General features: G+C 69.7%; 14 protein-coding genes. 9 read left to right on the top strand and 5 right to left on the bottom strand.

Annotation, left to right across the window (positions count from 1 at the left end; genetic code table 11):
- Positions 1-284: 284 nt before the first annotated feature.
- Positions 285-1,562, bottom strand: coding sequence for a glycoside hydrolase family 18 protein (locus AB0395_RS16365; protein WP_366281292.1), 1,278 nt, complete (start codon positions 1,560-1,562; stop codon positions 285-287).
- A gap of 253 nt (positions 1,563-1,815) precedes the next feature.
- Here AB0395_RS16365 and hemW point away from each other — a divergent pair, with 253 nt between their 5' ends.
- Entirely contained in the window at positions 1,816-3,027 is a 1,212-nt protein-coding gene (gene hemW / locus AB0395_RS16370; RefSeq protein WP_366281294.1) for a radical SAM family heme chaperone HemW, read from the top strand.
- A gap of 55 nt (positions 3,028-3,082) precedes the next feature.
- On the opposite strand, the gene AB0395_RS16375 is transcribed toward hemW, so the two are convergent.
- From AB0395_RS16375 to AB0395_RS16385, 3 genes are read right to left on the bottom strand one after another with little or no spacing between them, the layout of a single operon-like run.
- Positions 3,083-3,835, bottom strand: a complete 753-nt coding sequence (locus tag AB0395_RS16375) for a DUF4870 domain-containing protein (RefSeq protein ID WP_366281296.1) — start codon at positions 3,833-3,835, stop codon at positions 3,083-3,085.
- Between the two features lie 24 nt (positions 3,836-3,859).
- Positions 3,860-4,675: a DUF3097 domain-containing protein gene (locus tag AB0395_RS16380; RefSeq protein WP_366281298.1), complete on the bottom strand. Its 816-nt coding sequence runs from the start codon at positions 4,673-4,675 to the stop codon at positions 3,860-3,862.
- Positions 4,676-4,732: 57 nt separating this feature from the next.
- Entirely contained in the window at positions 4,733-5,497 is a 765-nt protein-coding gene (locus AB0395_RS16385) for a hypothetical protein (RefSeq protein WP_366281300.1), read from the bottom strand.
- Positions 5,498-5,680: 183 nt separating this feature from the next.
- On the opposite strand from AB0395_RS16385, the gene hrcA reads away from it, so the two are divergent.
- The 4 genes from hrcA to AB0395_RS16405 all read left to right on the top strand — a co-directional run bounded on the left by hrcA (position 5,681) and on the right by AB0395_RS16405 (position 9,108).
- On the top strand, positions 5,681-6,694 hold the full coding sequence (gene hrcA, locus AB0395_RS16390; protein WP_366281379.1) for a heat-inducible transcriptional repressor HrcA: 1,014 nt from the start codon (positions 5,681-5,683) through the stop codon (positions 6,692-6,694).
- A 12-nt stretch (positions 6,695-6,706) separates the two neighbouring features.
- Complete coding sequence (dnaJ, locus tag AB0395_RS16395; RefSeq protein ID WP_366281302.1) at positions 6,707-7,846, top strand: molecular chaperone DnaJ; 1,140 nt, start codon at positions 6,707-6,709, stop codon at positions 7,844-7,846.
- A gap of 57 nt (positions 7,847-7,903) precedes the next feature.
- On the top strand, positions 7,904-8,635 hold the full coding sequence (locus tag AB0395_RS16400) for a 16S rRNA (uracil(1498)-N(3))-methyltransferase (protein WP_366281304.1): 732 nt from the start codon (positions 7,904-7,906) through the stop codon (positions 8,633-8,635).
- Between the two features lie 152 nt (positions 8,636-8,787).
- Positions 8,788-9,108: a hypothetical protein gene (locus AB0395_RS16405; RefSeq protein WP_366281306.1), complete on the top strand. Its 321-nt coding sequence runs from the start codon at positions 8,788-8,790 to the stop codon at positions 9,106-9,108.
- Positions 9,109-9,334: 226 nt separating this feature from the next.
- Here the strand turns inward: AB0395_RS16405 and AB0395_RS16410 are convergent, their stop codons facing one another.
- On the bottom strand, positions 9,335-9,814 hold the full coding sequence (locus AB0395_RS16410; protein WP_184719763.1) for a SigE family RNA polymerase sigma factor: 480 nt from the start codon (positions 9,812-9,814) through the stop codon (positions 9,335-9,337).
- Positions 9,815-10,110: 296 nt separating this feature from the next.
- Between AB0395_RS16410 and AB0395_RS16415 the strand changes: the two genes are divergently transcribed.
- The 4 genes from AB0395_RS16415 to AB0395_RS16430 all read left to right on the top strand — a co-directional run bounded on the left by AB0395_RS16415 (position 10,111) and on the right by AB0395_RS16430 (position 13,410).
- Positions 10,111-10,461, top strand: coding sequence for a histidine triad nucleotide-binding protein (locus AB0395_RS16415; protein ID WP_366281382.1), 351 nt, complete (start codon positions 10,111-10,113; stop codon positions 10,459-10,461).
- Positions 10,462-10,553: 92 nt separating this feature from the next.
- Complete coding sequence (locus AB0395_RS16420) at positions 10,554-11,630, top strand: PhoH family protein (protein ID WP_366281308.1); 1,077 nt, start codon at positions 10,554-10,556, stop codon at positions 11,628-11,630.
- Entirely contained in the window at positions 11,627-12,109 is a 483-nt protein-coding gene (ybeY, locus tag AB0395_RS16425) for an rRNA maturation RNase YbeY (protein WP_365058004.1), read from the top strand. Before AB0395_RS16420 ends, ybeY begins: the two co-directional genes overlap by 4 nt.
- Positions 12,106-13,410, top strand: a complete 1,305-nt coding sequence (locus AB0395_RS16430; RefSeq protein ID WP_366281310.1) for a hemolysin family protein — start codon at positions 12,106-12,108, stop codon at positions 13,408-13,410. The genes ybeY and AB0395_RS16430 overlap by 4 nt, the downstream gene beginning before the upstream one ends.
- The last annotated feature ends 439 nt before the right edge of the window (positions 13,411-13,849 follow it).

Raw genomic sequence — 13,849 nt, forward strand, 5'->3', positions numbered from 1 at the left:
CCGATGGCCCACCCCGCCGGGCGTACACCGGTGGTGGCGCCGTGTGAGGCGGTCGCGGGGCCGTAGAGGCCGTAGAGCAGGTGTCGTGAAGGCGGCTCACGGGGCGGTGCGGCGAGCGTCGTGAGGCGGCTCGCGGGGCGCTGCGGCAGGGCTGTGAAGCGGGCGTCCCCGCCTCTGTGATCGGAGCAGGTCACGGAGACGGGGACGCGGTGTGAGGGGTTGGTGCGGGCGGGGTCGCCGATGACCCAGGATCTGCGGCCCCGCCCGGTCTTGGGAGGGGCGCCTCAGCGCAGGACGCTGTAGAGCGCGGAGGTCAGCGACCCCTTGGAGTCGTCCTGGTCGATGGACCACATCATGGAGCCGCCGAGGCCCTTGAGGCGGATGTAGGCCGCCTTCTGGACCACCGTGGCCGGGTCGTCGTAGGACCAGAACTCGTTGCCGTCGTAGAGCCAGTTGGCGCCGGTCCGCACGTCGCGGTAGCGCTTGCCGGGCTTCTTGGCGAGGTTCTTGTAGTCGTCGCTTCCAGCGGCCCAGGTGCCGGGGGCCGGTCCGGAGGCGGCCTTGAACAGGCCGTCGCCGCCTGCCGTGACGCCGGTCCAGCCCTGGCCGTACGCCGGGATGCCGACCACGATCTTCTTGGCGGGGGCGCCGCGCGTCAGGTAGTCGCGGACGGTCTGGTCGACGCTGTACTTCACCGTGTTGGGGTCATGCCGGTCGGTGAACAGGTTGCCGTTGTGACCGGTGATGGGATCCCATGAGCCGCGCAGGTCGTAGCCCTGGACGGTGGCGAAGGTGAGGTTTTTGAAGACGTCGCGGACCTCGAAGCCCGCGTCGACCTTCGGCGCCCCCGCGGGCAGGAAGGCCGTCAGCTCGCTCCGCCGGTCGAACTGGTTCAGCTGGCGCCGCAGCTCGGTGGTGAACAGGGTGAAGTTGCGCTTGTCCTCCGGCCTGACGACGTTGCCCTCGTTGGCCTCGGTACCCGGCCACTCCCAGTCGAGGTCGATACCGTCGAACACACCCGCCCCGGTGCCGGGCGCGGTGCCGGGCAGGTTGCCCTTGAGCCACAGGTCCACGCAGGAGGCCGCCAGCTTGGCGCGTCCCTCGGGGGTGAACACCGCGTCCGAGAAGTACTTCGAGCCGCTCCAGCCGCCGAGGGAGATCAGCGCCTTGAGGCCGGGGTGCTTGGCCTTGAGCTTCTTGAGCTGGTTCAGGTTGCCGTTCAGGGCCTGGCCCTCGGCGTCGGCGACGCCGTCCACGCTCTGCTCGGCGGGCACCGGGCGCTGCCAGTCGGCCCAGGCGTCGGAGGAGTAGCACTCGCCCTGGGCGTTTACGAACCCGAAGGCGTAGTTGATGTGGGTGAGTTTGGCCGCGGCGCCGCTGGTCTCGACGTCCTTGACGTGATAATTGCGGCCGTAGACGCCCCACTGGACGAAGTAGGCGACCCGCTTGAAGCGGTCACCGTGGTCCGGGTGGGTCTGGGCCTGGGCCGGCGCCGGTACGGCCAGCGTCGTGAGACCGACGGCCAGGGCCGCGGCGAGCGTGTTCCGGAGGAGTCTCTGCACGGGCTTCTCCATGTTGCCTGGGGGGACAACTTATAGGAAACTTTCCTTTAAGTTTTCCCGGATCGTAGACCTGGGTGATCTACCCGTCAACGGTCTGCCGGGGATTCGCCGCCATTGGCCATCCATCGGCCGCCGTGACGCACCACTGTGCCGCGCCGCCGTGCCGCACTGCCGTGACGCGCCGGTGGGCGGCCCCGGGGCCGTACGGCTCCGCCGTACCGGGCATCGCGCCCCGAGCGGCAGACTTGATGCCGTGCCATCCACACTTCCCGACGGCGATCCCGTGCCCCCCTCGGGCAGCCTCCCAGACAGCGCGCTCGACGGCCTGGGGGAGCGGCCCTTCGGCTTCTACGTCCACGTGCCCTTCTGCCTGACCCGCTGCGGCTACTGCGACTTCAACACCTACACGGCGTCCGAGCTCGGTCCGGGCGCCTCGCGGAGGGACTACGCGCAGACCGCAGTCGAGGAGGTGCGGCGGGCGCGGGCCAACCTCGGCGAGGTGGACCTGCCGGTCGAGACCGTGTTCTTCGGCGGTGGCACGCCGACCCTGCTGCCCGCCGCCGACCTGGTCCGGATCCTGGGGGCGATCGAGGAGGAGTTCGGCCTCGCCCCGGGCGCCGAGGTGACGACCGAGGCCAATCCCGAGTCGGTCGACCTGGCCTACCTGGAGGAGCTGCGCGGCGGCGGGTTCACCCGGATGAGCTTCGGCATGCAGAGCGCCCGTGAGCACGTGCTGCGGGTGCTCGAGCGCGGCCACACCCCCGGCCGCCCCGCGCGTGCCGTGGCCGAGGCCCGCGAGGCGGGCTTCGACCACGTCAACCTGGACCTGATCTACAGCACCCCCGGCGAGAGCGACGACGACTGGCGTGCCTCGCTGGCGGCGGCGATCGAGGCGGGGCCCGACCACGTGTCGGCCTACTCGTTGATCGTGGAGGATGGCACCAGGCTGGCCGCCAGGATCCGGCGCGGCGAGCTGCCGATGCCGGACGACGACGTGGCCGCGGACCGCTACCTCATCGCCGACGCCATGCTCGCGGAGGCCGGGTTCGAGTGGTACGAGGTGTCGAACTGGGCGACCTCGCAGGCGGGGCGCTGCAGACACAACCTGCTGTACTGGACCGGAGGCGACTGGTGGGGTGTCGGCCCCGGCGCGCACAGCCACGTCGGAGGCACCCGGTGGTGGAACGTCAAGCACCCGGCGGCCTATGCGGAGCGCCTGGCCTCCGGCGTCTCACCCGCGTACGCGCGCGAGGTGCTGACCCCGCAGGACAGGGCGGTCGAGCGGCTGATGCTGGAGCTCAGGCTCTCCGAGGGGTTCCCGCTCAGGGAGATCGAGAAGCCGCCGGTCGTCGCCAGGGCGTTGGCGGACGGCCTGCTCGAGGTCGAACCGTTCAAGGCGGGCCGCGCGGTGCTCACGCTGCGCGGGCGCCTGCTGGCCGATGCCCTGGTGCGAGACCTGACCTGACCTGTCCTGAGGGCGCGGGCCAGGTGACCCGCGCCCTCCTCGTCCGCCGTGACGATCAGTTCACGAACCGGATGTTCATCGGATAGCGGTAGTTCTCCCCGCGGTTGGCCGCGACGGCAGCCATGATCATCAGAATGAGCGATCCGATCCAGACCACCAGCATCAGCAGGAAGCCGATCAGCACGATGGTCAGGACCCAGGAGACCACGTAGGCGATCGTCAGGGTGAGCTGGAAGTTCAGCGCCTCAGCCGCCTGGGCCCGCACATAGGGGGATTCGTCCTTCTTGGCGAGGTAGATCACCAGCGGGCCGATGAACCAGGTCAGCAGACCCAGCAGATGGGCGAGCATCGCCATGGTCGTGTCGTCGGTGCCGGGGCGCGGGCCGTACGCGCCGGGGAAGGTCTGGTAGCCGTAGCCGCCGGGCGCGCCGTACCCGGGAGGGGGATACGACCCCTGGTAGCCGTAGGCGCCCTGGTCGTACGGCGATGCGGCCTGCGGCGGGTAGCCCTGCCCCTGCCAGCCTTGCTCCTGCCAGCCGTGACCGGGCTGCGCGTAGCCGGACGGGCTGTCGCCGGGCTGACCGGGCCGGGCGTGGCCCGGTTGTTCCTGGCTGGGCTGGATGTAGCTCGGTTGTTCCTGGCTGGGCTGGATGTGGCCCGGCTCTGCCTGTCCGGGCTGGGTGTGCTCCTGCGGCGGATGCCGCAGCTGTCCGGGCTGGGTCTGCCCCGCTGAGGGCTGCGGGTCCGGATCCCGGGCCTGGTCCTCTCCGGCGGGTTCGCGCGGTGGATTCTCTGGAGTGTCGCTCATGGCCCCTCCTGACGGGGTACGGGGTCAGCCATCCTCGCCGGGAGCGGTCACGAAGTCGATCAGCTCCTCGACCGGGCCGAGGAGCTCCGGCTCCAGATCCGTGTAGGTGGCGACCGATCCGAGAACGCGGCGCCACGCGTCGCCGGGCTCCAGATTCCAGCCCAGGGCGGCGATGACACCCTCTTTCCAGGGTACGCCGCGCGGTACGGCGGGCCAGGCGGGAATTCTCAGCGCGGACGGCTTGACCGCCTGCCAGACGTCCACGAACGGGTGCCCGACGATCAGCACGTGGGGTGAGGAGACCTGGGCCGCGATCCTGCTCTCCTTGGACCCCTCGATCAGGTGGTCGACGAGCACGCCGAGGCGGCGCTCCGGGCCGGGCTCGAACTCCTCGACGATCGAGGGCAGGTGGTCGACGCCTTCGAGGTACTCCACGACCACGCCCTCGACGCGCAGGTCGTGTCCCCAGACCTTCTCGACCAGCGCGGCGTCGTGCACGCCCTCCACGTAGATGCGGCTCTCCCTGGCGACCCTGGCCCGCAGGCCCTCGACCGCGATGGACCCCGAGGCGGAGCGCCTCGGGGTCCGCAGCGCGGTGGCGGGACGCACCAGCGTCACCGTCTTGCCCTCGAGGAGGAACGCGGCGGGTTCGAGCGGGAACAACCGCCGTCGCCCGAACCGGTCCTCCAGCGTGACGGCCTCCTTGTCGCAGGCGACCACGGCGCCGCAGAAGCCGCTGTCCGCGTCCTCGACGACCAGGTCGAGCTCCGCGGGAACCTGAGGGATCTTCCCCTTCAGGGGGCGCCGCCAGTTTCCCGCCAGCACGTCACGCTCATACATAACCGACCGCCAACCCTCTCTCGCCGGGGATCAAGTGGACGGTAGCAAAAGCCGCCGTCACCTGCCGTACGGTCCGGGCTGTCCCCACTGGGCCGCCGCGGCGGCGGCCTGGCGCTTGCGGGCGCCGCTCCGCCTGACCAGCACGACGATCGTGACGATCACGGCCAGCAGGAAGCCGAAGCTCGGCACCCCGATCAGCACGAGCGCGCCGCCGACCACCGAGTTCGCGGCGATCTCCTTGCCCACGCCGAACTTGGCGTCCGCGTTGTCGGAGGTGGTGCAGGTGATCGGGTAGTCGCCGGCCTTGTCGACCCCGATCCGCAGGGCCAGCTCCCACAACTGCCCGTTCGCGGTGACGGTCTGCTGTATGCCCGGCTGCTGGAGCTTGACGCTCCCCGGGTCGCCCTCGATCTGGCACTCGAAGTTGGTGCCCTTCGCGGCGGCGACGTAGATGGCGGGCTTGTCCGCCGGGTCGAGGCTGACCGTCGTCTTCTCGCCGGGGCCGAACGAGCTGGCGGGGGCGGCGTCGGTGATCGCGCTGAAGATGCCGCCCGCGAAGCCGCCGATGCCAATGATCACGCTGAGCACGAAGACGAGCCACGCGCCGACGATCCAGCCGACACTCGGCTTCACCTTCACCTTCGGCGGCGGGCCCTGATGAGGGGCGCCGTAGCCGGGAGGCGGATAGCCGTAGGTCGGGCCGCCCTGCTGCTGGTAGGGCTGTTGCTGCTGGTAGGGCTGACCGTATGGCTGCTGGGGGGCGCCGTGACCGGGGACGTGCGCGGCGCCGTCACCCGAGGGGGATCCGAAATCATTGGACATATACCGGATTGTGGCGCTTACCGCTTGGATAGCGATAGCAGCTGACTTGACAATGGCTTGCTTCCGTCATCGTGGTGCCGTGTTATCGCACCCCGCGGGCGGGAGCCGTACACTTGGCACTCGGGAACACAGAGTGCCAGACCTGACGTTTCCCGTCCGAGCGCAGGTAGGGAGGTGAGCACGTTGGTTGACGACCGCAAGCTGGCGGTCCTACGCGCCATCGTCGAGGACTACGTGTCCACCAACGAGCCGGTGGGTTCGAAGGCTCTCGCGGATCGGCACAACCTCGGTGTGTCGCCCGCGACCATCCGCAACGATATGGCGGTGCTGGAGGAGCAGGGCTACATCGCCCAGCCTCACACCAGCGCGGGCCGGGTGCCGACCGACAAGGGCTACCGGCTGTTCGTCGACCGTCTCTCACAGGTGAAGCCGCTGTCCAGCGCGGAGAAGAGGGCCATCGAGACCTTCCTCGCCGGCGCGGTCGACATCGACGACGTCGTCATGCGTACGGTGCGGCTGCTGGCACAGCTGACCCGGCAGGTCGCCGTGGTCCAGTACCCCACGATCACCAACTCCAAGGTCAGGCACGTCGAGCTGGTCCCCTTGAGCGAGCGCCGCCTGATGTTCGTGCTCATCACCAACACCGGGCGGGTCGAGCAGCGTGTGGTCGAGCTGCCCGACGTCGTCGACGAGAACCGCGTGGCGCACCTGCGCGCGGTCCTCAACGCGTGCCTGGACGGCTGTGGGCTGACCAACGTCCCCGACCTGGTCGCCGACCTGCCCGAACGACTCCCGGCGGAGGACCGGCCGCTCGCGGCCACGATCCTGTCGGTGCTGCTGGAGTCCCTTGTGGACCGGCATGATGAAAAGATCGTTTTCGCCGGGGCCGCCAACCTCGCGGGAGCCGACTTCACCGTCGGGCTCCGCGACGTGCTGGAGGCACTGGAGGAGCAGGTCGTGCTCATGCGACTGCTCGGCGAGACCTCGGACCTGTCGGCGCTGACGGTGCGGATCGGCTCGGAGAACCCCTATACCGGTCTCCAGGGCACGTCGATCGTCGTCGCCGGATACGGTTCCGGAGACAAGCAACTGGCCCGGCTCGGTGTGCTGGGTCCGACACGTATGGACTACCCGGTCACGATGGGCGCGGTGCGCGCGGTGGCACGCTACGTCAGCCAGATCCTGGCTGCATCTTAAGAGGTCAACTAAGTGGCTAAGAGCGACTACTACGGCACCCTAGGGGTGCGGCGCGACGCCAGTGCGGAAGAGATCAAGAAGGCTTACCGCCGCCTGGCCAGAGAACTGCATCCCGATGTGAACCCCGACCCTGAGACCCAGGAGCGGTTCAAGGACATCACGCAGGCCTACGAGGTGTTGTCCGACCCCAACAAGCGCCAGATGTACGACATGGGCGCCGATCCGTTCGCCTCGGCGGGCGCGGGCGCGGGGGGCTTCGGCGCGGGTTTCCCGTTCAGCGACATCATGGACGCCTTCTTCGGCGCCGCGGGCGGCGGGGGCGGCCGAGGTCCCCGCTCGCGTGCCCGCAGGGGCCGAAACGCCACCATCAGGGTGGAGCTCGACCTGAAAGAGTCCGCCTTCGGCACCACCCGCGAACTGGTCGTCGACACCGCGGTCCTCTGCGAGGTCTGCACCGGCTCCGGCGCGGCGCCGGGCACCCACCCCGACACCTGTGACCTCTGTCACGGACGCGGCGAGGTCTCCCAGGTCACCCGCTCCTTCCTCGGCCAGGTCATGACGTCCCGCCCGTGCCCCCAGTGCGGCGGGTTCGGCTCGATCATCCGCAACCCCTGCCAGGAGTGCTCCGGCGACGGCCGGGTCCGCACCCGGCGGACCATCAAGGTCCGCATCCCCGCGGGCGTCGAGGACGGCACCCACATCCAGCTCGCGGGCGAGGGTGAGATCGGCCCCGGCGGCGGCCCGCCGGGAGACCTGTTCCTGGAGATCGTCGAGCGCCCCCACGAGATCTTCGAGCGCCGCGGCGACGACCTGCACTGCACCGTGCAGATCCCGATGAGCGCGGCCGCGCTCGGCACGATCCTGTCGATGGAGACGCTCGACGGCACAGAGGAGCTGGACGTCCGTCCCGGCACCCAGTCCGGGCAGACCATCCCGCTCTATGGCAGGGGCGTCCAGCGCCTCAACGAGACCGGCAGAGGCGACCTGCTGATCCACGTCAACGTGGAGACGCCCTCCCGCCTCGACCCCGCCCAGGAGGAGCTCCTGCGCGAGCTGGCCAAGCTCCGCGGCGAGGAGCGTCCGCCGGGTAAGTTCGCTCCGGGGCAGCAGGGCTTCTTCTCCCGCCTGCGGGACGCCTTCAATGGCCGCTGACCCGGCGGCCGTTCGCGGGACCGTCCTCGGGGTCCTCCGGCACGCCGCCGAAGGCCGATGACGGTCCCGGTCTTCCTGGCCGAGCCCGGCGACCTGGCCCGGCCCGAGTTCACCTTCGGCGGCTCCGAGGGGCGCCACGCGGCGGCCGTACGGCGGCTGCGTGCCGGGGAGCGGCTCGATCTCACCGACGGCGCGGGGGCCGTGGCCGAGTGCGTGGTCCGTGACGCGGGCAAGGACTCGCTCCGCGTCGAGGTGCTGCGCCGCTACGAGGTGCCCCCGCCGCGTCTGCGCCTGGTCGTCGTGCAGGGGCTGCCCAAGGGCGACAGGGGCGAGCTGGCCGTGGAGATGATGACCGAGGCCGGGGTCGACGTGATCGTGCCCTGGTCCGCCTCCAGGTGCGTCACCCAATGGAAGGGCGAGCGGGCGGCCAAGTCGCTGGCCCGCTGGCGGTCCACGGCGCGGGAGGCGGCCAAGCAGGCTCGCCGCTTCCGGCTGCCCGAGGTGACCGAGCCCGCGACGACCTCCGGGGTCGCCGCGCTGCTGTCCGGGGCCGCGCTCGGCGTCGTGCTGCACGAGGAGGCGGCCTCGCCCCTCTCCACTCTCGCCCTTCCCTCCGACGGCGACATCGTCGTGGTCGTCGGGCCGGAGGGCGGTGTCGCCGAGGAGGAGATCGCCGCCTTCCGGGGGGCGGGAGCCGTACCCACGCTCCTCGGGCCGACGGTGCTGCGCACCTCGACGGCGGGTGTCGCGGCGGCGGCGGTGCTCCAGGCGCGCACGGGCCGCTGGTGAGCCCGGCCCGCTCCGTCCCCTGTGCCTGGGGGACAGGCGGCCGCTAGCGGCCGCCTGTCGGCGTCGGACCGGAGACCTCCGTCGGCATCGGGGTCCGCGGCCCGTCCCCCGGCGGGCACTCGTCGAGCGCGCACGGGGAGTCCGAGGACCCCGTGTCAGAAGGCAGGGGAGGAGCCGGTGTCTCGCTCTCGCCGCACCCCTTCGGCAGCCCCTCGGGCTCGACCGTGTTGCTGTTCGCGGGCGCCGTCGGGCAGCTCGGCGACGGCGTCGGCTTGGGAGTCCTCGACGGCTTCGCCGACGGCTTCGGGCTCGGCGTCCCCGGCCTGGAGGTGGCGGGCAGCGGCGCGGGCGGCGTCACGCTCGGCCTGGCCGGGGCCGGAGGCGGTGTGCCGACTCTCACCGGAGGTCGTGATGTGGCCGACATCTCCGGCTTCGTCGGCACCGTGAAGTTGACCTCGCCGCTCTGGATCTGATCGGCCACGTGCTGACGGAACTGCGGGACCACCATCACGACGGTCGCCGCGACGAGGACAGCTCCTGCCACGGAGGCTCCGGCGCGCCACCACATCAGGCCGCGGAGCCCCCGTCGTTCTATGCGGGCGCGGATGATCTCCAGTCCGTCTGGGGAGGGAACGACCGAGTTCGCCTCCGCGCTCAGGGCACGGCGGAGCAGCTCACCGTACTCGTCGGGGGAGTCGGTCATGACAGTTGCTCCAGTGAGGTTCGTAGGGCGGCCATGCCTCGAGCCGTGTGGCTCTTGACCGCGCCTTTGCTGATGCCCATCGCGTGGGCGATCTGCGCTTCCGACAGGTCCCCGTAGTAGCGCAGGACCAGGGCCTCCCGCTGCCGGGCGGGCAGGCCGCGAAGCGCCTCGATGACGGCGGACCTCTCCAGCTCGCCGATCGCGCCGTTCTCTGCGCTCGGCGCGTCGGGCAGTCCCTTCGGTGCGTACTTCTCCACGACCGCGCGGTGCCTGAGCACGGAGCGTGATCGATTGACGACCGATTGGCGCAGGTAGGCGAGTGCCTTGTCGGTGTCACGCAGGCGACGCCAGGCGCCGTGGATGGCGACGAACGCATCCTGCACGACTTCCTCCGCGGTTGCCATGTCGCGGACGAGCAAAACTGCGAGACGCACAAGAGACCGATAGTGCGCGCTGTAGAGCGCGGTAACGGCCATGTCGGCGTCCCAACCGACGGGCACCGCTCCCAGCGACCTGTCGGCCACGAGGGTCTCGGTGGTCACATCAGTGGGACGCTCGGCCTTCCCAGAGGGTTTACGCTCTTCCGGTTCATTAGGGGGCATGACCCAGTCGTGTCCTCGCCAGGCGGCCACATCGTGCTAATCGCATGGGCTGTCGTTGTTGAAGTTTTGCATACTTACCTTAGCTGGGTGGATCTTTGTTTGCTGACGATGGACCATCACCGATTGACAACGGCCCGCAGGGATGCCCAGGGGGATAGGGTGCCTGCATGGTGAGCGAAGCCGACTGCCTGTTCTGCAGGATCGTGGCCGGGGAGATTCCCGCGAAGATCGTCCATGAGACCGAGCGCACCCTGGCCTTCAGAGACGTCAACCCCCAGGCGCCGACTCATGTCCTCGTGATCCCCAAGGACCACTACCCGAACGCGGCGGCACTGGCCGCGGCCGACGACGGGCTCGCCGACGACGTGTTCAAGGCGGCGCACGCCGTCGCCGAGCAGGAGGGCGTGGTGGAGTCGGGATACCGGTTGGTGTTCAACACCGGTCCCGGGGCCGGGCAGACCGTCTTCCACGTGCACGGACACGTCCTGGGCGGACGCGGCCTGACCTGGCCGCCCGGGTAGAAATCGGAAAGCGCGATCGCGTCGATCACGGATACGATGGCGTAGAAGTCCGAACCCGATATCTGGAGGCGAACAGGCCGAAAGGCCCGCCTATGTCCGAGACAAACGATTCCAACAGAACGTCCCAGCCCAGGTCGAAGGGTCCCAGCCGGACCCAGGCGAAGGTGGTGATTCCGGACGATCATTCGATGGTGAGCCTGCTGGGTTCGCGCGACGAGTTGTTGCGAGTCGTCGAGGGCGCCTTCCGGGCCGACATCCACGTCCGGGGCAACGAGATCACCATCACCGGCAGTCCGGAGGAGAGCAGCACCGTTGTGCGGCTCTTCGAGGAGATGGTCGAGCTCGTCCGCGGTGGCGCGGAGCTCACACCGGACGCGGTCGAGCGCAGCATCGCGATGCTGCGAATGAACTCGGACCGCCCGGCGGAGGTGCTTTCCCTCGACATCATCTCCTCACGGGGCCGGACGATCCGCCCGAAGACGGTGAACCAGAAGCGTTACGTCGACGCGATCGACAGGCACACCATCGTCTTCGGCATCGGGCCCGCGGGCACCGGCAAGACCTACCTGGCGATGGCCAAGGCCGTCAGGGCCCTGCAGGAGAAGAAGGTCAACCGGATCATCCTCACCCGCCCCGCGGTCGAGGCCGGTGAGCGGCTCGGCTTCCTGCCGGGCACGCTCTACGAGAAGATCGACCCCTACCTGCGGCCGCTCTACGACGCGCTGCACGACATGCTCGACCCCGACTCGATCCCCCGGCTGATGGCGGCGGGCACGATCGAGGTCGCCCCCCTGGCCTACATGCGCGGCCGTACGCTCAACGACGCCTACATCATCCTCGACGAGGCGCAGAACACCTCGCCCGAGCAGATGAAGATGTTCCTGACGCGCCTTGGCTTCAACTCGAAGATCGTCGTCACGGGTGACGTCACCCAGGTCGACCTGCCCGGCGGCACGCAGAGCGGCCTGAAGGTGGTCCAGGATATTCTGGACGGCATCCCTGACATCCACTTCAGCCGCCTGACCAGTGCGGACGTGGTGCGGCACAAGCTGGTCAGCGACATCGTGGACGCGTACGGGCGCTACGACGAGACGCAGCGGCAGAGCGAGCCGCAGTCGATCAAGGGCGTGATGAAGCGCCCCAGGGGAAGAACGGTGAGCGACCGATGAGCGTCGAGGTCAACAACGAGTCCGGCGTCGAAATCGACGAGGGGCTCATCGTCGCGCTCGCCGGGCACGTGCTCGAGCGGATGGACATCAACCCGCTCGCCGAGCTGTCCATCCTCGTCGTGGACGAGGAGGCCATGTCGGTGCTGCACGAGCAGTGGATGGGCGAGCCCGGCCCGACGGACGTGCTCGCCTTCCCGATGGACGAGCTGCGTCCCGGTCCCGGCAGCGGGGCTCGCCAGGAGGGCGACGCCCCGGCCGACCCGGCGCTCCTCGGCGACGTGGTGCTCTGCCCGCAGGTGGCCGCCAAGCAGGCGGCGGAGGCGGGGCACAGCACCGAGGCGGAGCTGGAGCTGCTGTGCACGCACGGCATCCTCCACCTCCTCGGTTACGACCACGCAGAACCCGAGGAGCACAAGGAGATGTTCGGCCTGCAGGGCGAGCTCCTGGAATCGTGGCGGGAGGTGCGCCCCCAGCGGTGAACCTCGCCAACGGGTGGTTGTTCTCGGCCGTCGTCCTCGTCGTGGTCGGCGGTTTGATAGCCAGCGCGGAGACGGCCCTCACCCGCATCTCGCGGGTGCGGGCCGAGGAGTTCGTGCGTGAGGGTCGCCGGGGCGCGAAGCGCCTGCAGGCGATCGTCGCCGATCCGCCGCGTTACCTCAATCTGCTGCTCCTACTCCGCCTGAGCTGTGAGCTGATCGCCACGGTGATCGCCACACTGCTCTTCATCGACTGGCTCGGCGACAAGGGCGGGGCGTACGCCGCCGCCGCGGCCGTCATGATCGTGATCAGCTACGTGATCGTCGGGGTCTCCCCGCGCACGCTGGGCCGCCAGCACGCCGAGCCGATCGCCCTCGCCAGCGCCCCCCTCGTGTACGGCCTGACCCGGATCTTCGGGCCCCTGCCCAAGCTGCTCATCCTGCTCGGCAACGCCGTGACGCCGGGAAAGGGCTTCAGGGAGGGACCGTTCACCTCGGAGGCCGAGCTGCGCGACCTGGTCGACCTGGCCGAGGAGCGCAGGGTCATCGAGCCGGACGAGCGCGAGATGATCCATTCGGTCTTCGAGCTCGGTGACACCCTGGTGCGCGAGGTCATGGTGCCCCGCACCGACATGGTCTTCATCGAGCGCGGCAAGACCCTGAACCAGGCACTGTCGCTCGCGCTGCGCAGCGGCTTCTCCCGCATCCCCGTGGTCGGGGAGAACGAGGACGACGTCATCGGCATCGCCTACCTCAAGGACATCGTCCGCAGGGTGCAGGAGACCGGCGACGACGGCCGCGCGGAGCAGGTCGAGACGATCATGCGTCCGGCCACCTACGTGCCGGAGAGCAAGCCGATCGACCAGCTCCTGCGCGAGATGCAGGCCCGTCAGATCCACCAGGCCATCGTCATCGACGAGTACGGCGGAACGGCCGGCCTGGTCACCATCGAGGACGTCCTCGAGGAGATCGTCGGTGAGATCACCGACGAGTACGACCAGGAGATTCGGCCGGTCGAGTCGCTCGACGACGGGTCCGTCAGGGTGACCGCCAGGCTTCCCGTGGACGACCTGGCCGACCTGTTCGGCATCGAGCTCGAGGTCGACGACGTCGACACCGTGGGCGGGCTGCTGGCCCACGCGCTCGGCCGGGTGCCGATCGCGGGCTCCGAGGCCGTGGTCGAGGGGCTCAGCCTGACGGCCGAGAGCCTCGCGGGACGCCGCAACCGGATCGGCACGGTCCTCGTCCGGCGGGTCGCCCCCGCAGAACCCGACTCGGTCAGTGCCTCGGCGGGGCACGACTAGTGTCCCGGTTCTGAGATCACGTGCCGTCGACCGTGGGATCGCCGAGGCGCTGACCAGGTATTCGGTGCTGGGCGCACCTCATGTGGTGCGCCAGGAGCTCTCGAACCCGGCTCACCAGAAGGTGTTCCGCGAGGGCTTTAAGCGGCTCGCAAGCGTTCTGCAACCGCCTCCTGTCACTGTTATCTCACGGCACCCGGGGGAGGGAGCCGATGGGAGGTCCCGGCGTCGGGAGGGGTTCGCGGCGTCGGGGTGATCCCGGGGGGATGGCGCGTGAGGCCGTCGTGAGACGGTCTCTCGTCGCCTGCTGAAGGGTGTTCTCAGCCACATGGGGTGGGTTGAGGGCACCCTTAGGCGTTTCTTGGCGATTGCCGCTTTTGCTGAGGGGAAGAAAGCGGATCGGCGGGGACAAGACACCTCGCACGTGACATCGGGGGATGAG

It is taken from the genome of Streptosporangium sp. NPDC051023, from assembly GCF_040689595.1.
In the GTDB taxonomy this organism is placed as follows: Bacteria; Actinomycetota; Actinomycetes; order Streptosporangiales; family Streptosporangiaceae; genus Streptosporangium.